Raw genomic sequence first — 17,185 nt, 5'->3', positions numbered from 1 at the left:
CATATAGTCAAGAAAAACGAAAAAATCTTCATTCTTCGCCCATAAATTTTGGAAACCAATTTTCATAGGCTTGTGTGAGTTCATCTATGGAAAGCTTTAATATGCCATCTATATCAAGTGAAGTGCCTGTAACTATACCAAGCTCTGTTAAAGAAACTGCATTCGTTTGTGCGCGTTCTTTAAGGTTATTGAGTGCTTCAGGTTTGACTGCTAAAAGATAACGCCCTTGGTCTTCTCCAAAAAGTTCTGCATGCTCTGGTGATTTGTTGCTTAATTTTACTTTGACCCCTTTACCTGCTTTAATAACCATTTCTGCAAGTGCAATGGCTAATCCTCCATCAGAAAGGTCATGGGCAGCGTGAACAAAGCCGCAGTGTATAACATCTCGAACAAATTGCCCATGCTTTTTTTCAAGCTGTAAGTCTATATGAGGTGGGCTACCGGCATCAATATTTAAAATATCCCGTACATAGATCGATTGTCCTAAATGTGAGCCGCAAGGTCCAACCAAAACAATACTGTCCCCATTTTGCATACCACTGATTGTTATCATTTTAGACCAATCGTCAAGAAGACCAACCCCAGCAATCGTGGGGGTAGGAGGGATTGCTTCTCCATTGGTTTCATTATAAAGGGAAACATTGCCTGAAACGATAGGGAAGTCGAGGGCTCTACAAGCTTCACCTATGCCTTTAATGGCGAACACCAATTGCCCCATAATTTCAGGTTTTTCAGGATTACCAAAATTGAGATTATCTGTAGCTGCCAGTGGTATTGCACCTGTCGTGCTAATGTTGCGCCAGCATTCTGCAACGGCCTGTTTTCCTCCCTCGTAAGGGTCAGCTTCACAATAGCGAGGTGTCACATCAGAAGAAAAAGCAAGGGCACGTTTATCGTTATTACTTACACGAATAACTCCTGCGTCCCCTCCTGGGCGAACAAGCGTATTTCCTTGAATAAGTGTGTCATATTGCTCATAAATCCATCGCCGTGAGCTTTGATTAGCAGAGCTCAATAATGTCAGGAGTGCATCAGAAAGATTTTCAACTTTTTTTACTTCTTCTACTTTAAGAATAGGTTTTAGGGTAGGCTCACTCCACGGGCGATCATAAACCGGTGCTTCATCACCAAGCTCTTTGATGGGAAGGTTGACGACTTCTTCTCCTTGATGCAATACACGGAAACGTAAATCATCTGTTGTTTTTCCAATAATAGAAAAATGAAGTCCCCATTTGTAAAAAATTTCAGCTGCTTGTTGTTCCATTTCTGGTTTAAGAATCATCAGCATACGCTCTTGGCTTTCAGAGAGCATCATTTCGTAAGCTGTCATATTTTCTTCACGAACAGGAACTTTATCGAGATTAAGTTCTATACCTAGATTTCCTTTTGCCCCCATTTCAACCGCAGAGGATGTTAACCCCGCAGCTCCCATATCTTGAATAGCAATGACAGCTCCTAGTTCCATGAGTTCCAAACAAGCTTCAAGAAGACACTTTTCAGTAAAAGGATCACCCACTTGAACGGTTGGACGTTTTTCATTGATTGAATCATCAAATTCAGCAGAAGCCATTGTTGCTCCACCAACGCCATCACGCCCTGTTTTTGCTCCTAAATAGACAACAGGAAGTCCTACTCCTTGTGCTTTAGAGTAAAAAAGAGAGTCTGTTTTTGCTATCCCTGCGGCAAAAGCGTTGACAAGGATATTGCCATTATAACGCTTATCAAAATTGATTTCTCCTCCAACAGTGGGGACACCAAAAGAATTTCCATAGCCACCAATTCCGGCAACGACACCAGAAACAAGATGGCGTGTTCGAGGATGATCAGGAGAACCAAATCGCAATGCATTCATGGCTGCCACGGGACGAGCGCCCATTGTAAAAACATCCCGCAAAATGCCACCAACACCTGTTGCTGCACCTTGATAAGGCTCAATGTAAGAGGGGTGGTTATGGCTTTCCATTTTGAAAACTACGCATTGACCTCCACCGATATCAACAACACCAGCGTTTTCACCAGGACCTTGAATGACATATTTGCTTTGTGTTGGGAGAGTTTTTAGCCATTTTTTAGATGATTTATAAGAACAATGTTCATTCCACATTGCAGAGAAAATTCCAAGTTCGGTAAATGTTGGTGTTCTACCAATCAGCTTCAAAATATGTTGATACTCGTCAGCTTTTAGACCATGACGCGCAACTAATTCTGGTGTTATGGCAACGTTATTGCAGAGACTCATGCGTTTTTCATTCCATTAAAGTAATCAAAATTTAGCTTTTTGTTGCTTCTGATGCAGTTTTTAAGTTCAGTTATTTTTTTGTTTCATGATGAGACCATTAATGAATTATAAGCCCCAACTCTATTCGCTTGTCCTTTAAGCTTGAAGAAAAAAATTTGTTTTCGGTCTTTAGAGTAATGTGTTTTTTAGCTAAAGAAATTTTCTTAATAAAATTATTCATTACATATATTCTAAACCATTTAGAATCGGCAGTTAATATAAAAGTCGCTAAGGATACCAGAATAGCTTTTGTTTATGATCATTAATTTGCCAATTCTAAAGCACTTTGGAAAAGTAAACGACCATCAGTACCACCATGTGCGGTTTCAATAAAGTTCTCAGGATGAGGCATCATACCAAGAACATTACCAGTTTTATTGATAATACCAGCAATATCACTGATCGAACCATTAGGATTTGTATTTTCTGCATAGCGGAAAATAATTTGTTCATTATCTTCCATTTGTTTTAATGTTTCATTATCAACAAAATAGTTTCCATCGTGATGAGCAACAGGACAACGAATGATTTGTCCTTTGGAATAATATCGAGAAAATTTCGTGTTGGCGTTCACTATTTCAAGTTTTATTTCACGACAAACAAACTTTAATGAAGCATTACGCATTAAGGCACCAGGTAGTAATCCTGCTTCCAATAAAATTTGGAATCCATTACATATGCCTATTATCGTAACACCTTTTTGTGCTTTTTCACGAATAGCTCGAAAAACGGGGGTTCTTGCGGCAATAGCACCACATCTTAAATAATCTCCATAAGAAAAACCACCAGGAATAACAATGACATCTACATCTGGAATTGTTGATTCTGTTTGCCAAATTTTCAGTGGCTCAACTCCCGTGATGTGCTGTAATGCCGCAACCATGTCCCGATCGCGATTTAATCCAGGTAATTGAATGATAGCAGTTTTCATGGAGGATTCCATTTAAAAAAGTTCTATGGTGTAATTTTCAATGACAGTATTTGCCAATAACTCTTCACACATCTGTTCAAGTTTTTGCTTTGCGGTTTCAGAAGGCTGATCATCGAGTACAATATCAAAAACTTTTCCTTGGCGAATAGAGTGAATGCCTTTGAAAGCTAGACTTTTTAAAGCACCGCCAATTGCTTCTCCTTGCGGATCAAGAACGCTACTTTTGAGAGTAACTATAACACGTGCTTTCATTTTTTATCTTCCTGTTACTAAAAAAACGCTCTTCGAAGAGGTTGTACTTACCAATATAAAAGAAGGTAATATAATGTCACCTTGTTGTTTATTTTACTAAAACTGGCCCACTTGGCCGTGAAGGCTCATTTTCATTAATTATGCCAAGGCGCTTTGCTACCTCTTGATAAGCGTTAATAAGTCCACCCATATCATGGCGAAAACGATCTTTATCCATTTTCTCTCGTGTTTGCATATCCCATAAACGAGCAGAATCAGGTGATATTTCATCAGCAAGAACAATGCGCATCGCTTCATCTTCCCATAGGCGGCCAAATTCCATTTTAAAATCAATTAATTGGATATTGACACCTGCAAAAAGTCCAGAAAGAAAATCATTAATACGAATTGAAAGTTGCATAATGTCTTCTATTTCTTGTGGGACAGCCCAGCCAAAAGCGGTAATATGTTCTTCAGTTACCATTGGATCATCAAGAGAATCGTTTTTATAATAAAATTCAATGATGGGTTGTGAAAGAGCAGTTCCTTCTTTTAATCCCAAACGTTTAGAAAGAGAGCCAGCGGCAACATTACGAACAACAACTTCCAATGGAATAATTTCAACGGCTTTAATGAGTTGTTCGCGCATATTTATACGCCTAATAAAGTGTGTTGGGATGCCCAAACGACCAAGCTGGCTAAAGATATGTTCCGAGATACGGTTGTTTAAAACCCCTTTTCCATCAATAACTTCATGCTTTTTTGCATTAAAAGCAGTTGCGTCATCTTTAAAAAACTGAATATAAGTCCCTGGTTCAGGTCCCTCATATAGAATTTTGGCCTTGCCTTCATAAATACGGTGGCGACGATTCATTGTGATTCTCTATTTCTCTGAGAAGTTTTAAATAGCATTGATAAGTGATACTATCCTAGTTAATAGAAATTCTCAATGATTGTCATGACACTTCTTATAATTTTTATCATATGGATTTGATCCATAAAAGATTCAGGACATAGATAGAGTGAAGAAGGCTATTCTCATAAATTAAATTTTTGCAAGGAAATGGGAAAGAACCATAAGCCCTTCAGGCCAAGGCCCATGGCCGGATTCTGCATTAATATGGCCAGACTGTCCAGCATCAACAAAAAGCGCCCCCCAATCATCGGCAAGATTTTCTGCTACCGAGAATGGGCAAAATTCATCGTTCCGGCTGGCTATGACCACTGAGGGGAAAGGCAATTTTTCACCGTGGTATGGGCCAAATGTCTTTAAGTGTTTGGGACGTATTTTTTCATTTGCTACATCTGGGGGGGCAACAAAGAAAGCGCCACAAACCTTTTCTGCATTTTGTAGTGTTGCATGAATAGCTGTGGGAACTCCCAATGAATGAGCAATAATAAAAACAGGTTTATGGGCTTGTGTAATAGCGATTCTAACCTGATTAACCCATTCTTCACAAACGGGTTTTGACCAATGGGCTTGTTTAACACGACGAGCTGTAGACAGTTTTTTTTCCCAACGTGTTTGCCAATGGTCAGGACCAGATCCTTTATAGCCTGGCACAATAATAATATCGAGTTGATTTGCTTTCATGAACTGTTTTTTTCATCACAATGAGCTTTGGATCACAGGCGGGGAGGCAACATATTTATTTTGTATGTATGCATTTTTTACTCTCCAAAGACGCGTTTAAAAATCGTGTTGATATGTTTCGTATGGTAAGAAAGGTCAAATTTTTCACGCAGTTCTCCCTCACTTAATGCTTTTGTAACGTCTTTATCGTTAAGCAATTCTTCTAAAAAGTCTTTTCCTTGCTCCCAAACTTTCATCGCATTTCTTTGTACAATACGATAAGAATCTTCACGACTGATGCCAGCTTGCGTGAGTGCTAAAAGCACCCGTTGTGAATGAACAAGACCACGAAATTTATTGAGATTTTTTTGCATATTTTCTGGGTATACAATTAAATTTTCAATGACAGATGTCAGTCGAGCAAGAGCAAAATCAAGTGTAATAGTTGCATCAGGACCGATATACCGTTCAACAGATGAATGAGAAATATCGCGTTCATGCCAAAGAGCTACATTTTCCATGGCGGGCATTGCAAATGCACGCACCATACGTGCTAACCCCGTTAAATTCTCTGTTAAAACTGGATTACGTTTGTGGGGCATGGCGGATGAGCCTTTTTGCCCAGGTGAGAAATGTTCTTCTGCTTCAAGAACTTCTGTTCGTTGCAGATGGCGTATTTCTATAGCTAGTCTTTCAATAGATGAAGCAATAACACCAAGCGTTGCAAAGAACATAGCGTGACGATCACGTGGTATAACTTGAGTGGAAACAGGTTCAGCACGCATACCCAAGGCTTTTGCTACATGTTCTTCAACGCGTGGATCAATGTTAGCAAAAGTTCCTACAGCTCCTGAAATAGCGCAAGTAGAAATTTCTTCACGTGCAGCGAGAAGACGTTGGCGACAACGGGAAAATTCAGCGTATGCAAGAGCAAGTTTGATTCCAAATGTTGTGGGTTCAGCATGAATACCATGACTACGCCCAATCGTGATTGTTTCTTTATGCTCAAAAGCGCGTTTTTTTAATGCTTCAAGAAGTTGGTCGATATCTTTTAACAAAATATCACTAGCACGCATCAATTGTATACTAAGCGTTGTGTCTAAGACATCTGATGATGTCATACCTTGGTGAATAAAACGCGCTTCTGGTCCAACAAATTCAGCTAAGTGCGTTAGAAATGCTATAACATCATGTTTGGTAATTGCTTCAATTTCATTAATGCGATTTATATCAAATTCAGCTGCTCTCCCTTTTTCCCAAATGATTTTTGCTGCTTCTTTGGGAATAATGCCTAATTGAGCTAGTGCATCACAGGCATGTGCTTCAATTTCAAACCAAATACGATATTTCGTTTTGAGTGACCAAATTGCTACCATTTCAGAGCGGGAATAACGGTCGATCATAATTTTTTCCTTATTGTGAGAGAGTTGCGGCTTGGCGCAATGCATGAATACGTGTTTTGTAAAGCTCTTTGTTTCCATCTTTATAAATTGCAGAGCCTGCGACAAAGACATTTGCACCAGCTTTTGCAGCTATTCCGATTGTATCAACAGTGATACCACCATCAACTTCAAGATCAATAGGTCGATGAGCAATCATACTTTTAACGCGTTTGATTTTATCTTGCATTTCTGGAATGAAACTTTGCCCACCAAAACCAGGATTAACTGTCATGATCAAGATAAGATCTAATTGATCAAGCAAATATTCAAGCACAGATTCTGGTGTACTTGGATTGATTGAAATTCCAGCTTTTTTACCCATTGCTTTAATTATTTGTAGTGAACGGTGAATATGTGGACCCGATTCTGCATGAACGGTTATAATATCTGAGCCAGCTTTTGCAAAAGATTCAAGATAAGGATCCACTGGTGCAATCATCAAATGAACGTCAAATATTGCTTTGGTTAATGGGCGCAATGCCTTGACGACATCAGGACCAAAAGTGATATTAGGAACAAAGTGGCCATCCATAATGTCGAGATGAAGCCAGTCTGCCCCAGCATCAACAACATCTAAGACTTCTTGGCCAAGTTTGGAAAAATTAGAAGCTAAAAGTGAAGGTGAAATGAGGTAAGAACGTGGCATTAAGATCTCCTTGCTTGGCTCTTTTTAGCATGTAGTTCTGTATGTTAAAATATCATGTACATTATAATGTAAAAGAATAACCATGTGTCATAGATCTTTTTATTGAAATGTTTTTTGAAATTTTAAAAGCTTTATAAGTGAAAAATATGCCAAATCATACAACACATTTAATACCTAAGCCTCAAGATATTTTTACTATTTCTCCGCAAGAATATCGGGACACTATGAGTCATTTTGCAGGAGCTGTGCATATTGTGACAACGAATGGCGTTAAGGGAAAGCGTGGGGTAACGGTTTCAGCTTGTTGTTCCTTATCAGATGATCCTCCAATGCTTCTTGTTTGCTTAAGACACCATAATCCTAAGAATAATTTGTTTGTGGAGAATGGAAATTTTTGTGTTAATAGCTTGGCAGGGAAACATCGTTCATTGGCGGATATTTTTTCTAGGCGTTGCGATTTCACACAAAATGAATGTTTTGATAGGGCTCAATGGAGTATTTTGCAGACTGGTGCACCTAGTCTTTCAGATGCCTTAGCCTCACTTGATTGCCGTTTGGTTTGTTGGCACGAACATGCAACCCATTATGTTTTGATTGGTGAAGTTGTTGCAATAAATCGTAATCAAGAAAAAGACTCCTTGATATATTTGAATCGTGGATACCATACTCTGCCTTTATAAATGTTTTTGTTTCTTTCTATATTATGGGAATTTGCTGTTGATGTGTTTCAGTTTTTGCTCAAGAAGTGAATGCGCTTGTTTCTCATCACTCTAAATGCCTGCATTTTTTCTTTTAAGCTTGTTTGCAGGTATGACAGGAATGGATATTAAAGGGGATGCTTGTCTAGAGTTATTACAATATAGTACATGCTCTGTAAAAAAGTGGTACTGATTTACACACAATGACTTTAAACATATCTTGTATGTTGTTATAAAAAGCATTTTACTCTTGTATTGATTGGGGTTGCACAATATATAGACCGCACATACCATATATGGAGGTTTATGGCATGAGCGAAAAGCCTGATGATCAATATCGTCCTAGTGAAGATGAGCCTTTTATGAATGAGCGGCAAAAGGCCTATTTTCGTGCGAAATTGGTTTCTTGGAAAAATGATATATTGAGAGAAGCCCGTGAGACTTTGGAAAACTTGCAGGAGGAGAATACTGGTCAGCCCGATTTAGCTGATAGAGCATCTTGTGAAACTGATCGTACAATCGAATTGCGTGCTCGTGATCGTCAGAGGAAACTGATTTCAAAGATAGAGGCAGCTTTGGAGCGTATTGATAACGGTACTTACGGATTTTGTGAGGAAACTGGCGAACCTATTGGTATAAAACGTCTTGAGGCTCGACCCATTGCAGTTTTATCGTTGGAGGCACAGGAACGTCATGAACGACGAGAAAGGGTATATCGCAACGATTGAAATCGATTGTGATGATAAATAAATGAGATGCTCTCTGTCAGAGTTGATTATTTATTTTTTCTGCACTGGGACGAATAAAGATGGCTCTTGCCGTCCTTCAATTTCAGCGGTGATTGCGGAATCCTCCAAATATTGATTCATAAAAGTTCTAGAAACATTATCCTGAGAATGCTCTATTTCGCTTACGGAAGAAGATCTTTTTTTTGTAAGATTGGGATTTAAATCGGTTTGTGTTATTGTTAATGTTGGTTGTGTATCTTGCTTTTGTTTATCATCACTTTTGTGTGTGATACGTTCACTAATAATATCCGATTCTATAACAAAATCTGTTAATCCACCAATCAGAATGAGATGTTCTCTATCATCACAGCGTATCAGAATAAGACGACGCGTACGATCAATGACAAGTGTATCGCATATGGTTAATCGTGGAGGACGTTTTTTTTTATTTGTGTTGAATCCTCTTGTATTTAAACGGCGTAAAAACGTGATGAATGCAGTAATAATGGTGATGATCACTACAAAAAGCACAAGGCTTATGGTTATGTTTGCTGCGGATGTGCCTATTTGGTTTGATAACCAGACATGCATGGTGCTTCTCCCACTTTATATTCTATAAATCTGTAAACATACTTTAAAAGGTCTACTTAGAATATGAAACTGATCTTTTTAACGTTGAGTGATTTTCATAGAGTAGATATTATCATGGTGTATACTTCATAACAACGATTATGGAAGTAATTTGTTGTATAAGATAAGAAATGACCACAATCGAGGCAAAGAGAAATGGATAAAGGTTTTGAGAATATTGAAAGATCATCATCTACTTTTGTTCATTGGGGAACTATGATTTTTGTTATCGTTTTTCTGTTCATTGTGGGTATTCTAGGATTTTTTTATCCGCAGAGCTATTTCGAAAAGGCTATGTTGGTCTCTTTTTTATTTTTAGCGGTTATAGGTGTTGCTGCACTCATTTTGATAGGGATGGGGGTTTTAAAATATAATACAACATCGTTGCATCGAGAGTTTGATTTCAGCATTTTTGATAATATCGATGATGCAATTATAGTTTCTGATCTGTCAGGTTTTGTTTATTATTCTAATCAAAACTATCGAAAAATTTTTACCTATAAGCCTGATGCCTCTTGTTATGCGGTGATTGCTGATCTTCCCGGAGCTGGTGCGCTTTCCTACCGTCTAAAAGTTGCTGCATGTAATAATCTTGCAGCGCAAGAAGAGTTTAGGATAGAAAAACCAATTTTTTCCCATGTGACCGAGAGAAATTCTGTTTGGTATAATATTTATGTTCAGCCGATAACAAAGGGGAAAAAAAGGTTTTTATTTTGGCGTATTGCCGATATTTCGCATTTGCAGGGGGGGCGTGAAGCTTTTTTTTCGAATCTTCAAGAAGCAATCAATCATTTGGATCAAGCTCCTGTTGGTTTTTTGTCCGTTAACACACAAGGGATGGTTCTTTATGCAAATGCAGTTTTTGCTGAATGGTTTTCAATCGACTTAGCAAATTTTACCGTTGGCCAATATAATTTTGATGGACTATTTGATGGCGTTAAAACCAATAGTGCGTGGAGTGATCTTTGTTTGCAACACAATAAACATCAAAGCTTAGGTTGCTCTCTCCCTTATACGTTTTCGTTATGTTTAAATTCAGAGAACAGTAGCAATGAAACATTGAGTTGTTTTATGTGTGCTTCTTCTTTAGAGAATGAAACCATTTATCGTATTGTGATGATGCCACAGCAGATGCAAAAGGGAGAGGACAATTATCAATCAAAATTACCAAGTCTATTGGTAGAGTATTTTAATGCAAGTCCTTTTGCAATAGCAGTGGTAGACCAGAAAGGACAATCGGTTTACATAAATAATGCTTTTTCATCATTAATGGGGTGTACGAGTCAAAATATTAGTCTTTACGATGTTATATCTCGCCATGATCATGCACAGCTAGAGCGTGCATTTCAGAAAATTACGATAAATAAAAATTATTCAATTTCGATAGAGACAGTTTTAGAAAATAATGAGGAACGTCATTTACGTCTCCATGTTATGCCTGTAACGCCATATTATGGTGATACATTGCGAGATTTGGTAATTCTATCTGTCATAGAAATAACACAACAAAAAACGCTTGAAGATAAAATGATACAAAGTCAGAAGATGCATGCTGTTGGGCAATTGGCAGGGGGCATTGCTCATGATTTTAATAACGTTTTAACAGCAATTTTGATGTCTTGTGATCTTCTTTTAAATACGCATCGCAGTTCTGATCCAGCACATGCTGATCTTATCAATATCAAGAACAATGCTAATCGTGCTGCTGCACTTGTGCAACAATTATTAGCTTTTTCTAGAAAACAAACGCTTCGACCTGAAAAAGTTGATTTTACAGAACTTTTATCAGATATGCGCAATCTTATTTTGCCACTTTTAGGGAATAATATTCAGTTAAAAATTATTCATGGAAGAGATTTATGGAGTGTTGAAGTCGATCAAGCATCTTTCCAGCGTGTTATTATGAATTTGGTTATTAATGCGCGTGATGCTATGTCGGAGGGAGGGGTTGTGACTATTGCAACAAACAACATTACAAAACAGCAGAGTGCTGAATTCGATAATGTTGGTTTTGCAATTGGTGAGTATGTGCAGTTGACCATTTCGGATACAGGAACTGGTATATCAGCTGCTATACAAGAAAAAATATTTGAGCCATTTTTTACAACAAAAGAAGTTGGAAAAGGAACAGGGCTTGGTTTATCAATGGTTTATGGGATCATTAAACAGACAGGTGGTTATATTTACTGTGATAGCCAAGAAGGAAAAGGGGCGACGTTTCATATCTTTCTTCCCCGTTATATTTCTGATACTTGCGATGAAATTTCCCAGCAGAATAAAAAAGTGGAAGAGCAGGAAAAAAGTACAGATTTAACAGGATCGGCGACTGTTTTATTGGTTGAAGATGAAGATTCTGTCAGAATGGGTGGGGTAAAAGCACTCCAAATGAGAGGATATAATGTTTTAGAAGCAGCAAGCGGGGTGGAGGCTCTTGCTGTTCTTGAAGAAAATGAGGGTGCTGTTGATATCGTTGTTTCTGATGTCGTAATGCCAGAAATGGATGGTCCTACTTTGCTCAAAGAATTGCGTAAAAAATATCCTAATATCAAATTTATTTTTGTTTCTGGGTATGCGAAAGATGCTTTTACTAAAAATCTCCCACAAGATGCTGTTTTCGGTTTTTTATCTAAACCATTTACACTCAAACAGTTAACTCTAGCAGTTAAAGAAACACTTGCACAATGAAAGAGTAAAAATTGTGTGTTTTTAGATTTTTTAGATGAAAATCGGAGGCTCTTGAAAAAATAATCATAATAATTTTCAGAAATAATTATTTAAAAGAGTAATTTTGATATTTACAACTAAGAAGTTAAGAAAAGATATTGCACAGATTTAGCATAAAAACATTCATGAAATAACGAGATTCTATCCTAACAAAATCCTTACATCATTTAAGATGTAAGAGATGCAAAATAAATGAAGGGTTGATATTAGAGCGCGCTGTTGGTGTCATCAAAAGGATAAAAGTTGTTGTTGAGAATCTGCTATCATGTTGTTTTTTTCAATGAATATTTTTAAGGCTTCTGGATAGAGTTTATGTTCAGCCTTAAGGACTCTTTTTGCTAAACTATCAGTGGTATCATTGGAACATACTGGAACAGCGGCTTGAGCAAGAATTTTTCCTGCATCCATTTCGTTTGTAACAAGGTGAACAGTACAACCAGTAATTTTAACGCCTGCTTGTAAAGCTCTTTCATGCGTATTTAAACCTTTAAATGAAGGCAAAAGAGAAGGATGAATGTTTAAAATTCGTCCTTCATAAAGTTTTACAAAATGCGGTGAGATAAGGCGCATATAACCAGCAAAGCAGATAAGATCTGGCTGATATTTAGCTAAAATTGTGAAGATAGATTCTTCGTGTGCTTCTTTAGTTGAGTAATCTTTGCGATCAACAACGTGAATAGGTAAGTTATTGTCACGTGCTTTTTCGATTCCCGTCGCATGAGGATTATCGCAAATAACTGCGACGATTTCAGCAGGGTATTCTTTTTGTTTACTTGCTTTAGCGAGGGCAACCATATTGGAGCCGTTGCCAGAAATAAAAACAACAATTTGTTTTTTCATAAGTGAAGCACACCTCTACAGATTGTTCCTTTATCTTGATCTTGGCGTTTTGTTAAAATGCCAAGCGTAGTAACGGTCTCTCCTTGCATTTCAAGTGCTTTTGTAATTGTTTCAACCGCATTTTGTGCTACGATAATGACCATACCAATACCGCAATTAAATGTTCGTAACATTTCTATTTCTTCTATTTTACCTTGTTTGGCAATCCATGAAAAGACTGGTGGAACATTAATGGCAGAAAGATTAAGCTCAGCACTAAGAAAGGAGGGAAGTACACGCGGAATGTTTTCAGGAAAGCCTCCACCTGTGATGTGAGCAAGAGCTTTGATTCCTTTGTAATTTCGTATGATGGGCAGGAGAGACTTTACATAAATGCGTGTCGGTGTGAGAAGAGATGTACCAAGGCTCATTGTGGGATTAAAAGGAGCAGGAACATCCCATTTTAGATCACTTTGTTGGATGATTCTTCTGACAAGAGAAAAGCCATTGGAATGAATTCCAGATGAGCTAAGTCCTAAAATGATATCGCCTTCTGTGAGGTCTTTTGAAGGGAGTAATGTGTTACGTTCGGTAGCTCCTACAGCAAAGCCTGCCAAGTCATAATCTCCCTTCGCATACATATCTGGCATTTCTGCAGTTTCTCCTCCAATCAGGGCTGCACCTGCTTGCCGACATCCTTCTGCGATACCAGAAACAATTGTTGCACCCTGTTCAGGATCAAGCTTTCCAGTTGCAAAATAATCGAGAAAAAAGAGAGGTTCAGCTCCTTGTACGAGTAAATCATTGACGCACATGGCTACCAGATCAATACCAACAGTATCATGGATACCTACTTCAATGGCAATTTTTAATTTTGTCCCCACGCCATCATTGGCCGCTACGAGAATAGGATCTTTGAAGCTTGCCGCTTTCAAATCAAATAGGCCGCCAAAACCGCCAATTTCTGCATCTGCACCTATTCGTTTTGTTGAGCGTATATAAGGTTTAATTTTTTCTACCATGGCATTACCCATATCGATGTTTACACCGGCTTTTGCATAGGTAAGACCACACTTGGATTTTTTATTTATGAAATTTCTTTTGCTCATTGGAGCTTCCCTTATGGAAAATCAGGTTTTGATGTTATGCAATGCCATGATAGAGTTATTTCTACAAGAGGTATTGAAGTTTAGCATTTAAGAAATAACTGACTTTGCTTGACCTATATTAAAGAAATTTATAATCTTTTGTAAAAATTTTTTTAGGATATTTATGACTAAGATATCAGATAATCAAGATAATTCTGCTTCGCAGTTAATGAAGAAGAAAATTAATGAAAATAGGACGGGTAGTCGTTATACGCCTTATGTGCCTGCTTATGCTCAAGTACCATTACCGAATGATATGAAAAAGCAAATTTTTTTCTGGCTCGGTACATTGTTATTTTTCATTCTCTTTATGTTTGTCTTTGGATCAATTTTGCTTCCCTTTGTGGCAGGGATTGTGTTGGCTTATTTTCTTAATCCCATTGTTCAATTGCTTGAAAAAATTGGTATTTGTCGTGTTTTTGGCACCATTTTGATTACTTTATTTATTATTGTTATTTTTGTCGCTTCTTTGATAATTTTGATTCCTATTATTAGTTGGCAAATACAACAGTTTGTGAGCAATGGTTTGCCCGTTTACATTAATCGTATTCAAACTTTTTTTGTTGAACATGATTTTGATTGGGTAAGACGCTATTTCGGGAGTGATCCAAATGAATTGCAGAGTAATATTAAAGGGCTTTTAGGACAAAGTTCTGATTTTATTACCTCTCTCTTGAATTCACTTTTGAAGTCAGGAAAATCTATCGTTAATATTGTCAGCCTATTCGTTGTAGCACCTGTGGTGGCGTTTTATATGTTATTAGATTGGCCGCGTATGGTTACGGCGGTTGATTCGTTGATACCGCGAGATCATCTTGAAACTGTGCGTAGTATTTTTCATGAAATGGATAGAGCTATTGCTGGCTTTGTTCGTGGACAAGGAACTGCTTGTTTAATATTAGGGGGATATTATGCTATTGGTTTAAGCATCACAGGACTCAATTTTGGTCTTTTGATTGGTATGTTGATTGGCCTTATCAGCTTTATTCCTTACATCGGCACAATGAGTGGTTTTGTACTCTCTGTTGGTATTGCATGGGTCCAATTTTATCCCAATAATTGGGGGTGGATCGTTGTTGTTATGGTTATCTTTTTAATTGGTCAATTTATTGAAGGCTATATTCTTCAACCAAAACTTGTGGGGTCGTCTGTGGGGTTGCATCCAGTGTGGTTGATGTTTGCACTTTTTGCTTTTTCTTCACTCTTTGGTTTTACGGGTATGCTTGTTGCTGTTCCTGCGGCAGCAGCTGTTGGTGTTTTAGTTCGTTTTGCTCTTCATACTTATCGTAGTTCTCAGATGTATTCGCGAAGTGGAAATTTGGAGCGGCTAGAATGAATAAGCGTGAAACGCAATTGCCCTTAAACTTTTCTTATAATCCGGTTTTCCAATTTGATGATTTGGTGGTTACGGAAAGCAATCGTATGGCTTTCCAGCTTATTGATCATTGGCCGAATTGGATCTTACCTATTGCAGTTTTAGTTGGAAAAGAAGGATCTGGAAAAACCCACTTTTCTAGTGTATGGGCGCAGAAAGCTGATGCTTTAAGAATTCATCGCAATGAAATTGATCAAGCTGTTGCTGTGGCTTCTTCAGGTAGATCATTTTTAATCGAGGATATTGATACAGGTGAAATCAGTGAGACGGGGCTTTTTCATTTCATTAACAGTGTTAAGCAAGCAAACCTTGATACGCATCAAGCTACTTTGTTGATAACAGCACGTACGGTGCCTTCAGCATGGAATTTAAAGTTAAATGATCTAAAAAGCCGTCTTAATTCGGTCATGTTAGTTGCGATTAATCAGCCTGATGATGCATTGTTAACAGCTGTTGCTTTTAAACTTTTTTCTGATAGGCAAATTATCGTTCATCCGGACACTGTTTATTATCTTGTAAACCGTTGTGAGCGTTCTTTATTTTCGTTAAAGCGTGTGATTGATTCTGTTGATCGGTTGGCATTACAACGAAAAAGCAAGGTAACACGTGCTGTCATTGGTGAAGTCCTTAACATGCAAATCCATTAAACATTGCTTTTTAGCATGGTTTAAATTGTTCAATAGAAACCGTTTGTGCTCTCTTGCCGGTTTAGTGTGCGGATACATTCAAATTTTTTGCTTTTGCTATACTGGTCAAAGAATGAACAAAACAGGATATACTCTCATTTTCTGTTTTTTAGCATGTATGGCATTTAAATGTGCTTAATACATTGCCCGAATGGCTATAAGCTTCTGAATTTGTAAAGTTATGCTTTTTCCATAGTTTGCGCAAGTTTATCAAGTCTTTCAGAGTGATTCTAGAGAGGGGAGAGTTTCTCTTTGTTTTCTATAATGAAACTTTTGTAACCGGAGTGCAAAACGTTTGTTTTTTTTAGTTAATGCATTGGTATTGTATAGGGAAGCGTAGCATCTTTTAAAATGAGATTGATTGAGAGGGGTGAGGAACAAGGAATGAGTAGTTTTCTCTATGATTCGTGCTGGATTTTATATAGCAAGGTGGAGATATCAAAGCTTTGTTATTGGCATTCTTTGTGATGCTTAAGCTATTTTTATTGCTAAAATTATCATTGCTGGATGTTGCTTTATGTCATTAAAGTCTTGTTGGTGCGATGTGGGGAAATGCGAGTTTTTATGTAGAAATTAGTTGTTTGTTTGCTTGGATTTTTCTTTTTTTTGGGGATTATTTTTCTTGCTGTCAATTCATGTGTTACTTAGCAGAAAAAATTGGAAAAATTCTTTCTTGTAAAGAAATGCAACAAAATTTAAAAAAAATGTGTTTTTCTCTTGCACTTCTGTTGTGAAAATTTTAGGGAATATGCATCAAATAAATGTAAATAGCGGAGCGTAGCGCAGCTTGGTAGCGCACCTGATTTGGGATCAGGGGGTCGTAGGTTCGAATCCTATCGCTCCGACCATATTTGGTTGTTTGATTATGTAGAAGGTAGCCCAATTGGGTGCGTGTGGTGAGAAATTATCATTCAAGCATTGTGTAGTCTGAAGGAAAAACCATGATCGCACGTATTTATAGTCCTGCGAAGACAGCTATGCAGTCAGGAAGAGGGAATGCTGGTTTTTGGATTCTACAGTATGAGCCTGTACAAGCAAAAATGCTTGAGCCTCTTATGGGGTATACGGCAACATCCGATATGAATAGTCAGGTAAGAATCCGGTTTAATAGGAAGGAAGAGGCGATTGCTTTTGCACGTAAGAATTCTATTCCTTATCGTGTAGAAAAAACACATAGGCCGATTCGGCGTGCTGTTTCTTATTCTGATAATTTTCGTAGTGATAGACAGCAATCTTGGACGCATTAAGTGGGTGCTTTTTTGAATAAGAAAATGAT

16 protein-coding genes and 1 tRNA gene are annotated in these 17,185 nt (G+C 37.7%); 7 read left to right on the top strand and 10 right to left on the bottom strand.

The genetic code is table 11. The annotated features are described in order from the left end of the window. Positions 1-28: 28 nt before the first annotated feature. The 7 genes from purL to rpe form a co-directional block, all read right to left on the bottom strand. Entirely contained in the window at positions 29-2,239 is a 2,211-nt protein-coding gene (gene purL, locus ABD915_RS02265; RefSeq protein WP_345114581.1) for a phosphoribosylformylglycinamidine synthase subunit PurL, read from the bottom strand. Between the two features lie 301 nt (positions 2,240-2,540). Next, the gene (gene purQ, locus ABD915_RS02260) at positions 2,541-3,209 is read right to left on the bottom strand and encodes a phosphoribosylformylglycinamidine synthase subunit PurQ (RefSeq protein WP_345114578.1); all 669 of its coding nucleotides are present in this window, start codon (positions 3,207-3,209) and stop codon (positions 2,541-2,543) included. 12 nt (positions 3,210-3,221) lie between these two features. Then, entirely contained in the window at positions 3,222-3,461 is a 240-nt protein-coding gene (purS, locus tag ABD915_RS02255) for a phosphoribosylformylglycinamidine synthase subunit PurS (protein WP_345114576.1), read from the bottom strand. Positions 3,462-3,549: 88 nt separating this feature from the next. Next, on the bottom strand, positions 3,550-4,314 hold the full coding sequence (purC, locus tag ABD915_RS02250; protein WP_345114573.1) for a phosphoribosylaminoimidazolesuccinocarboxamide synthase: 765 nt from the start codon (positions 4,312-4,314) through the stop codon (positions 3,550-3,552). Positions 4,315-4,485: 171 nt separating this feature from the next. Continuing rightward, a complete protein-coding gene (locus tag ABD915_RS02245; RefSeq protein WP_345114570.1) occupies positions 4,486-5,034 on the bottom strand; it encodes an RBBP9/YdeN family alpha/beta hydrolase in 549 nt (182 codons plus the stop codon). A gap of 77 nt (positions 5,035-5,111) precedes the next feature. Continuing rightward, positions 5,112-6,416, bottom strand: coding sequence for an adenylosuccinate lyase (gene purB, locus ABD915_RS02240; protein WP_345114567.1), 1,305 nt, complete (start codon positions 6,414-6,416; stop codon positions 5,112-5,114). A 10-nt stretch (positions 6,417-6,426) separates the two neighbouring features. Next, positions 6,427-7,101 carry a ribulose-phosphate 3-epimerase gene (gene rpe, locus ABD915_RS02235; RefSeq protein WP_345114565.1) on the bottom strand — a complete coding sequence of 225 codons (675 nt, stop codon included), beginning with the start codon at positions 7,099-7,101 and terminating at the stop codon, positions 6,427-6,429. Between the two features lie 146 nt (positions 7,102-7,247). Between rpe and ABD915_RS02230 the strand changes: the two genes are divergently transcribed. Both ABD915_RS02230 and dksA read left to right on the top strand, forming a co-directional pair. Then, positions 7,248-7,781, top strand: coding sequence for a flavin reductase family protein (locus tag ABD915_RS02230; protein WP_345114563.1), 534 nt, complete (start codon positions 7,248-7,250; stop codon positions 7,779-7,781). A 329-nt stretch (positions 7,782-8,110) separates the two neighbouring features. Beyond that, positions 8,111-8,527 carry an RNA polymerase-binding protein DksA gene (gene dksA, locus ABD915_RS02225; RefSeq protein WP_345114560.1) on the top strand — a complete coding sequence of 139 codons (417 nt, stop codon included), beginning with the start codon at positions 8,111-8,113 and terminating at the stop codon, positions 8,525-8,527. Positions 8,528-8,578: 51 nt separating this feature from the next. On the opposite strand, the gene ABD915_RS02220 is transcribed toward dksA, so the two are convergent. Beyond that, positions 8,579-9,118 (bottom strand): hypothetical protein, encoded by a 540-nt coding sequence (locus tag ABD915_RS02220; RefSeq protein WP_345114559.1) that lies wholly within the window; start codon positions 9,116-9,118, stop codon positions 8,579-8,581. 195 nt (positions 9,119-9,313) lie between these two features. On the opposite strand from ABD915_RS02220, the gene ABD915_RS02215 reads away from it, so the two are divergent. Continuing rightward, a complete protein-coding gene (locus ABD915_RS02215) occupies positions 9,314-11,842 on the top strand; it encodes a response regulator (RefSeq protein ID WP_345114558.1) in 2,529 nt (842 codons plus the stop codon). Positions 11,843-12,109: 267 nt separating this feature from the next. On the opposite strand, the gene purN is transcribed toward ABD915_RS02215, so the two are convergent. Together purN and purM are read right to left on the bottom strand one after the other, a co-directional pair. Then, entirely contained in the window at positions 12,110-12,721 is a 612-nt protein-coding gene (gene purN, locus ABD915_RS02210; RefSeq protein ID WP_345114555.1) for a phosphoribosylglycinamide formyltransferase, read from the bottom strand. Further along, positions 12,718-13,809, bottom strand: coding sequence for a phosphoribosylformylglycinamidine cyclo-ligase (gene purM, locus ABD915_RS02205; RefSeq protein ID WP_345114552.1), 1,092 nt, complete (start codon positions 13,807-13,809; stop codon positions 12,718-12,720). The genes purN and purM overlap by 4 nt, the downstream gene beginning before the upstream one ends. A gap of 163 nt (positions 13,810-13,972) precedes the next feature. On the opposite strand from purM, the gene ABD915_RS02200 reads away from it, so the two are divergent. The 4 genes from ABD915_RS02200 (at position 13,973) to ABD915_RS02185 (ending at position 17,156) form a co-directional block, all read left to right on the top strand. Next, the gene (locus tag ABD915_RS02200; protein ID WP_345114549.1) at positions 13,973-15,184 is read left to right on the top strand and encodes an AI-2E family transporter; all 1,212 of its coding nucleotides are present in this window, start codon (positions 13,973-13,975) and stop codon (positions 15,182-15,184) included. Beyond that, positions 15,181-15,870 (top strand): DnaA regulatory inactivator HdaA, encoded by a 690-nt coding sequence (gene hdaA, locus ABD915_RS02195; protein ID WP_345114548.1) that lies wholly within the window; start codon positions 15,181-15,183, stop codon positions 15,868-15,870. Before ABD915_RS02200 ends, hdaA begins: the two co-directional genes overlap by 4 nt. 810 nt (positions 15,871-16,680) lie before the next feature. After that, a tRNA-Pro gene (locus ABD915_RS02190) sits at positions 16,681-16,757 on the top strand. Positions 16,758-16,850: 93 nt separating this feature from the next. Continuing rightward, the gene (locus tag ABD915_RS02185; protein ID WP_345114546.1) at positions 16,851-17,156 is read left to right on the top strand and encodes an ETC complex I subunit; all 306 of its coding nucleotides are present in this window, start codon (positions 16,851-16,853) and stop codon (positions 17,154-17,156) included. Positions 17,157-17,185 lie beyond the last annotated feature (29 nt).

The organism is Bartonella jaculi (assembly GCF_039543045.1).
In the GTDB taxonomy this organism is placed as follows: domain Bacteria; phylum Pseudomonadota; class Alphaproteobacteria; order Rhizobiales; family Rhizobiaceae; genus Bartonella; species Bartonella jaculi.
Note: the sequence above shows the minus strand (reverse complement) of the source record. Positions and strands in the feature narration are given on the sequence as shown.

Bases quoted from the DNA above. Each gene is read 5' to 3' on its own strand.
- purL (WP_345114581.1), bottom strand. From the start codon at position 2,239: ATGAGTCTCTGCAATAACGTTGCCATAACACCAGAATTAGTTGCGCGT.
- purQ (WP_345114578.1), bottom strand. From the start codon at position 3,209: ATGAAAACTGCTATCATTCAATTACCTGGATTAAATCGCGATCGGGAC.
- purS (WP_345114576.1), bottom strand. From the start codon at position 3,461: ATGAAAGCACGTGTTATAGTTACTCTCAAAAGTAGCGTTCTTGATCCG.
- purC (WP_345114573.1), bottom strand. From the start codon at position 4,314: ATGAATCGTCGCCACCGTATTTATGAAGGCAAGGCCAAAATTCTATAT.
- ABD915_RS02245 (WP_345114570.1), bottom strand. From the start codon at position 5,034: ATGAAAGCAAATCAACTCGATATTATTATTGTGCCAGGCTATAAAGGA.
- purB (WP_345114567.1), bottom strand. From the start codon at position 6,416: ATGATCGACCGTTATTCCCGCTCTGAAATGGTAGCAATTTGGTCACTC.
- rpe (WP_345114565.1), bottom strand. From the start codon at position 7,101: ATGCCACGTTCTTACCTCATTTCACCTTCACTTTTAGCTTCTAATTTT.
- ABD915_RS02230 (WP_345114563.1), top strand. From the start codon at position 7,248: ATGCCAAATCATACAACACATTTAATACCTAAGCCTCAAGATATTTTT.
- dksA (WP_345114560.1), top strand. From the start codon at position 8,111: ATGAGCGAAAAGCCTGATGATCAATATCGTCCTAGTGAAGATGAGCCT.
- ABD915_RS02220 (WP_345114559.1), bottom strand. From the start codon at position 9,118: ATGCATGTCTGGTTATCAAACCAAATAGGCACATCCGCAGCAAACATA.
- ABD915_RS02215 (WP_345114558.1), top strand. From the start codon at position 9,314: ATGGATAAAGGTTTTGAGAATATTGAAAGATCATCATCTACTTTTGTT.
- purN (WP_345114555.1), bottom strand. From the start codon at position 12,721: ATGAAAAAACAAATTGTTGTTTTTATTTCTGGCAACGGCTCCAATATG.
- purM (WP_345114552.1), bottom strand. From the start codon at position 13,809: ATGAGCAAAAGAAATTTCATAAATAAAAAATCCAAGTGTGGTCTTACC.
- ABD915_RS02200 (WP_345114549.1), top strand. From the start codon at position 13,973: ATGACTAAGATATCAGATAATCAAGATAATTCTGCTTCGCAGTTAATG.
- hdaA (WP_345114548.1), top strand. From the start codon at position 15,181: ATGAATAAGCGTGAAACGCAATTGCCCTTAAACTTTTCTTATAATCCG.
- ABD915_RS02185 (WP_345114546.1), top strand. From the start codon at position 16,851: ATGATCGCACGTATTTATAGTCCTGCGAAGACAGCTATGCAGTCAGGA.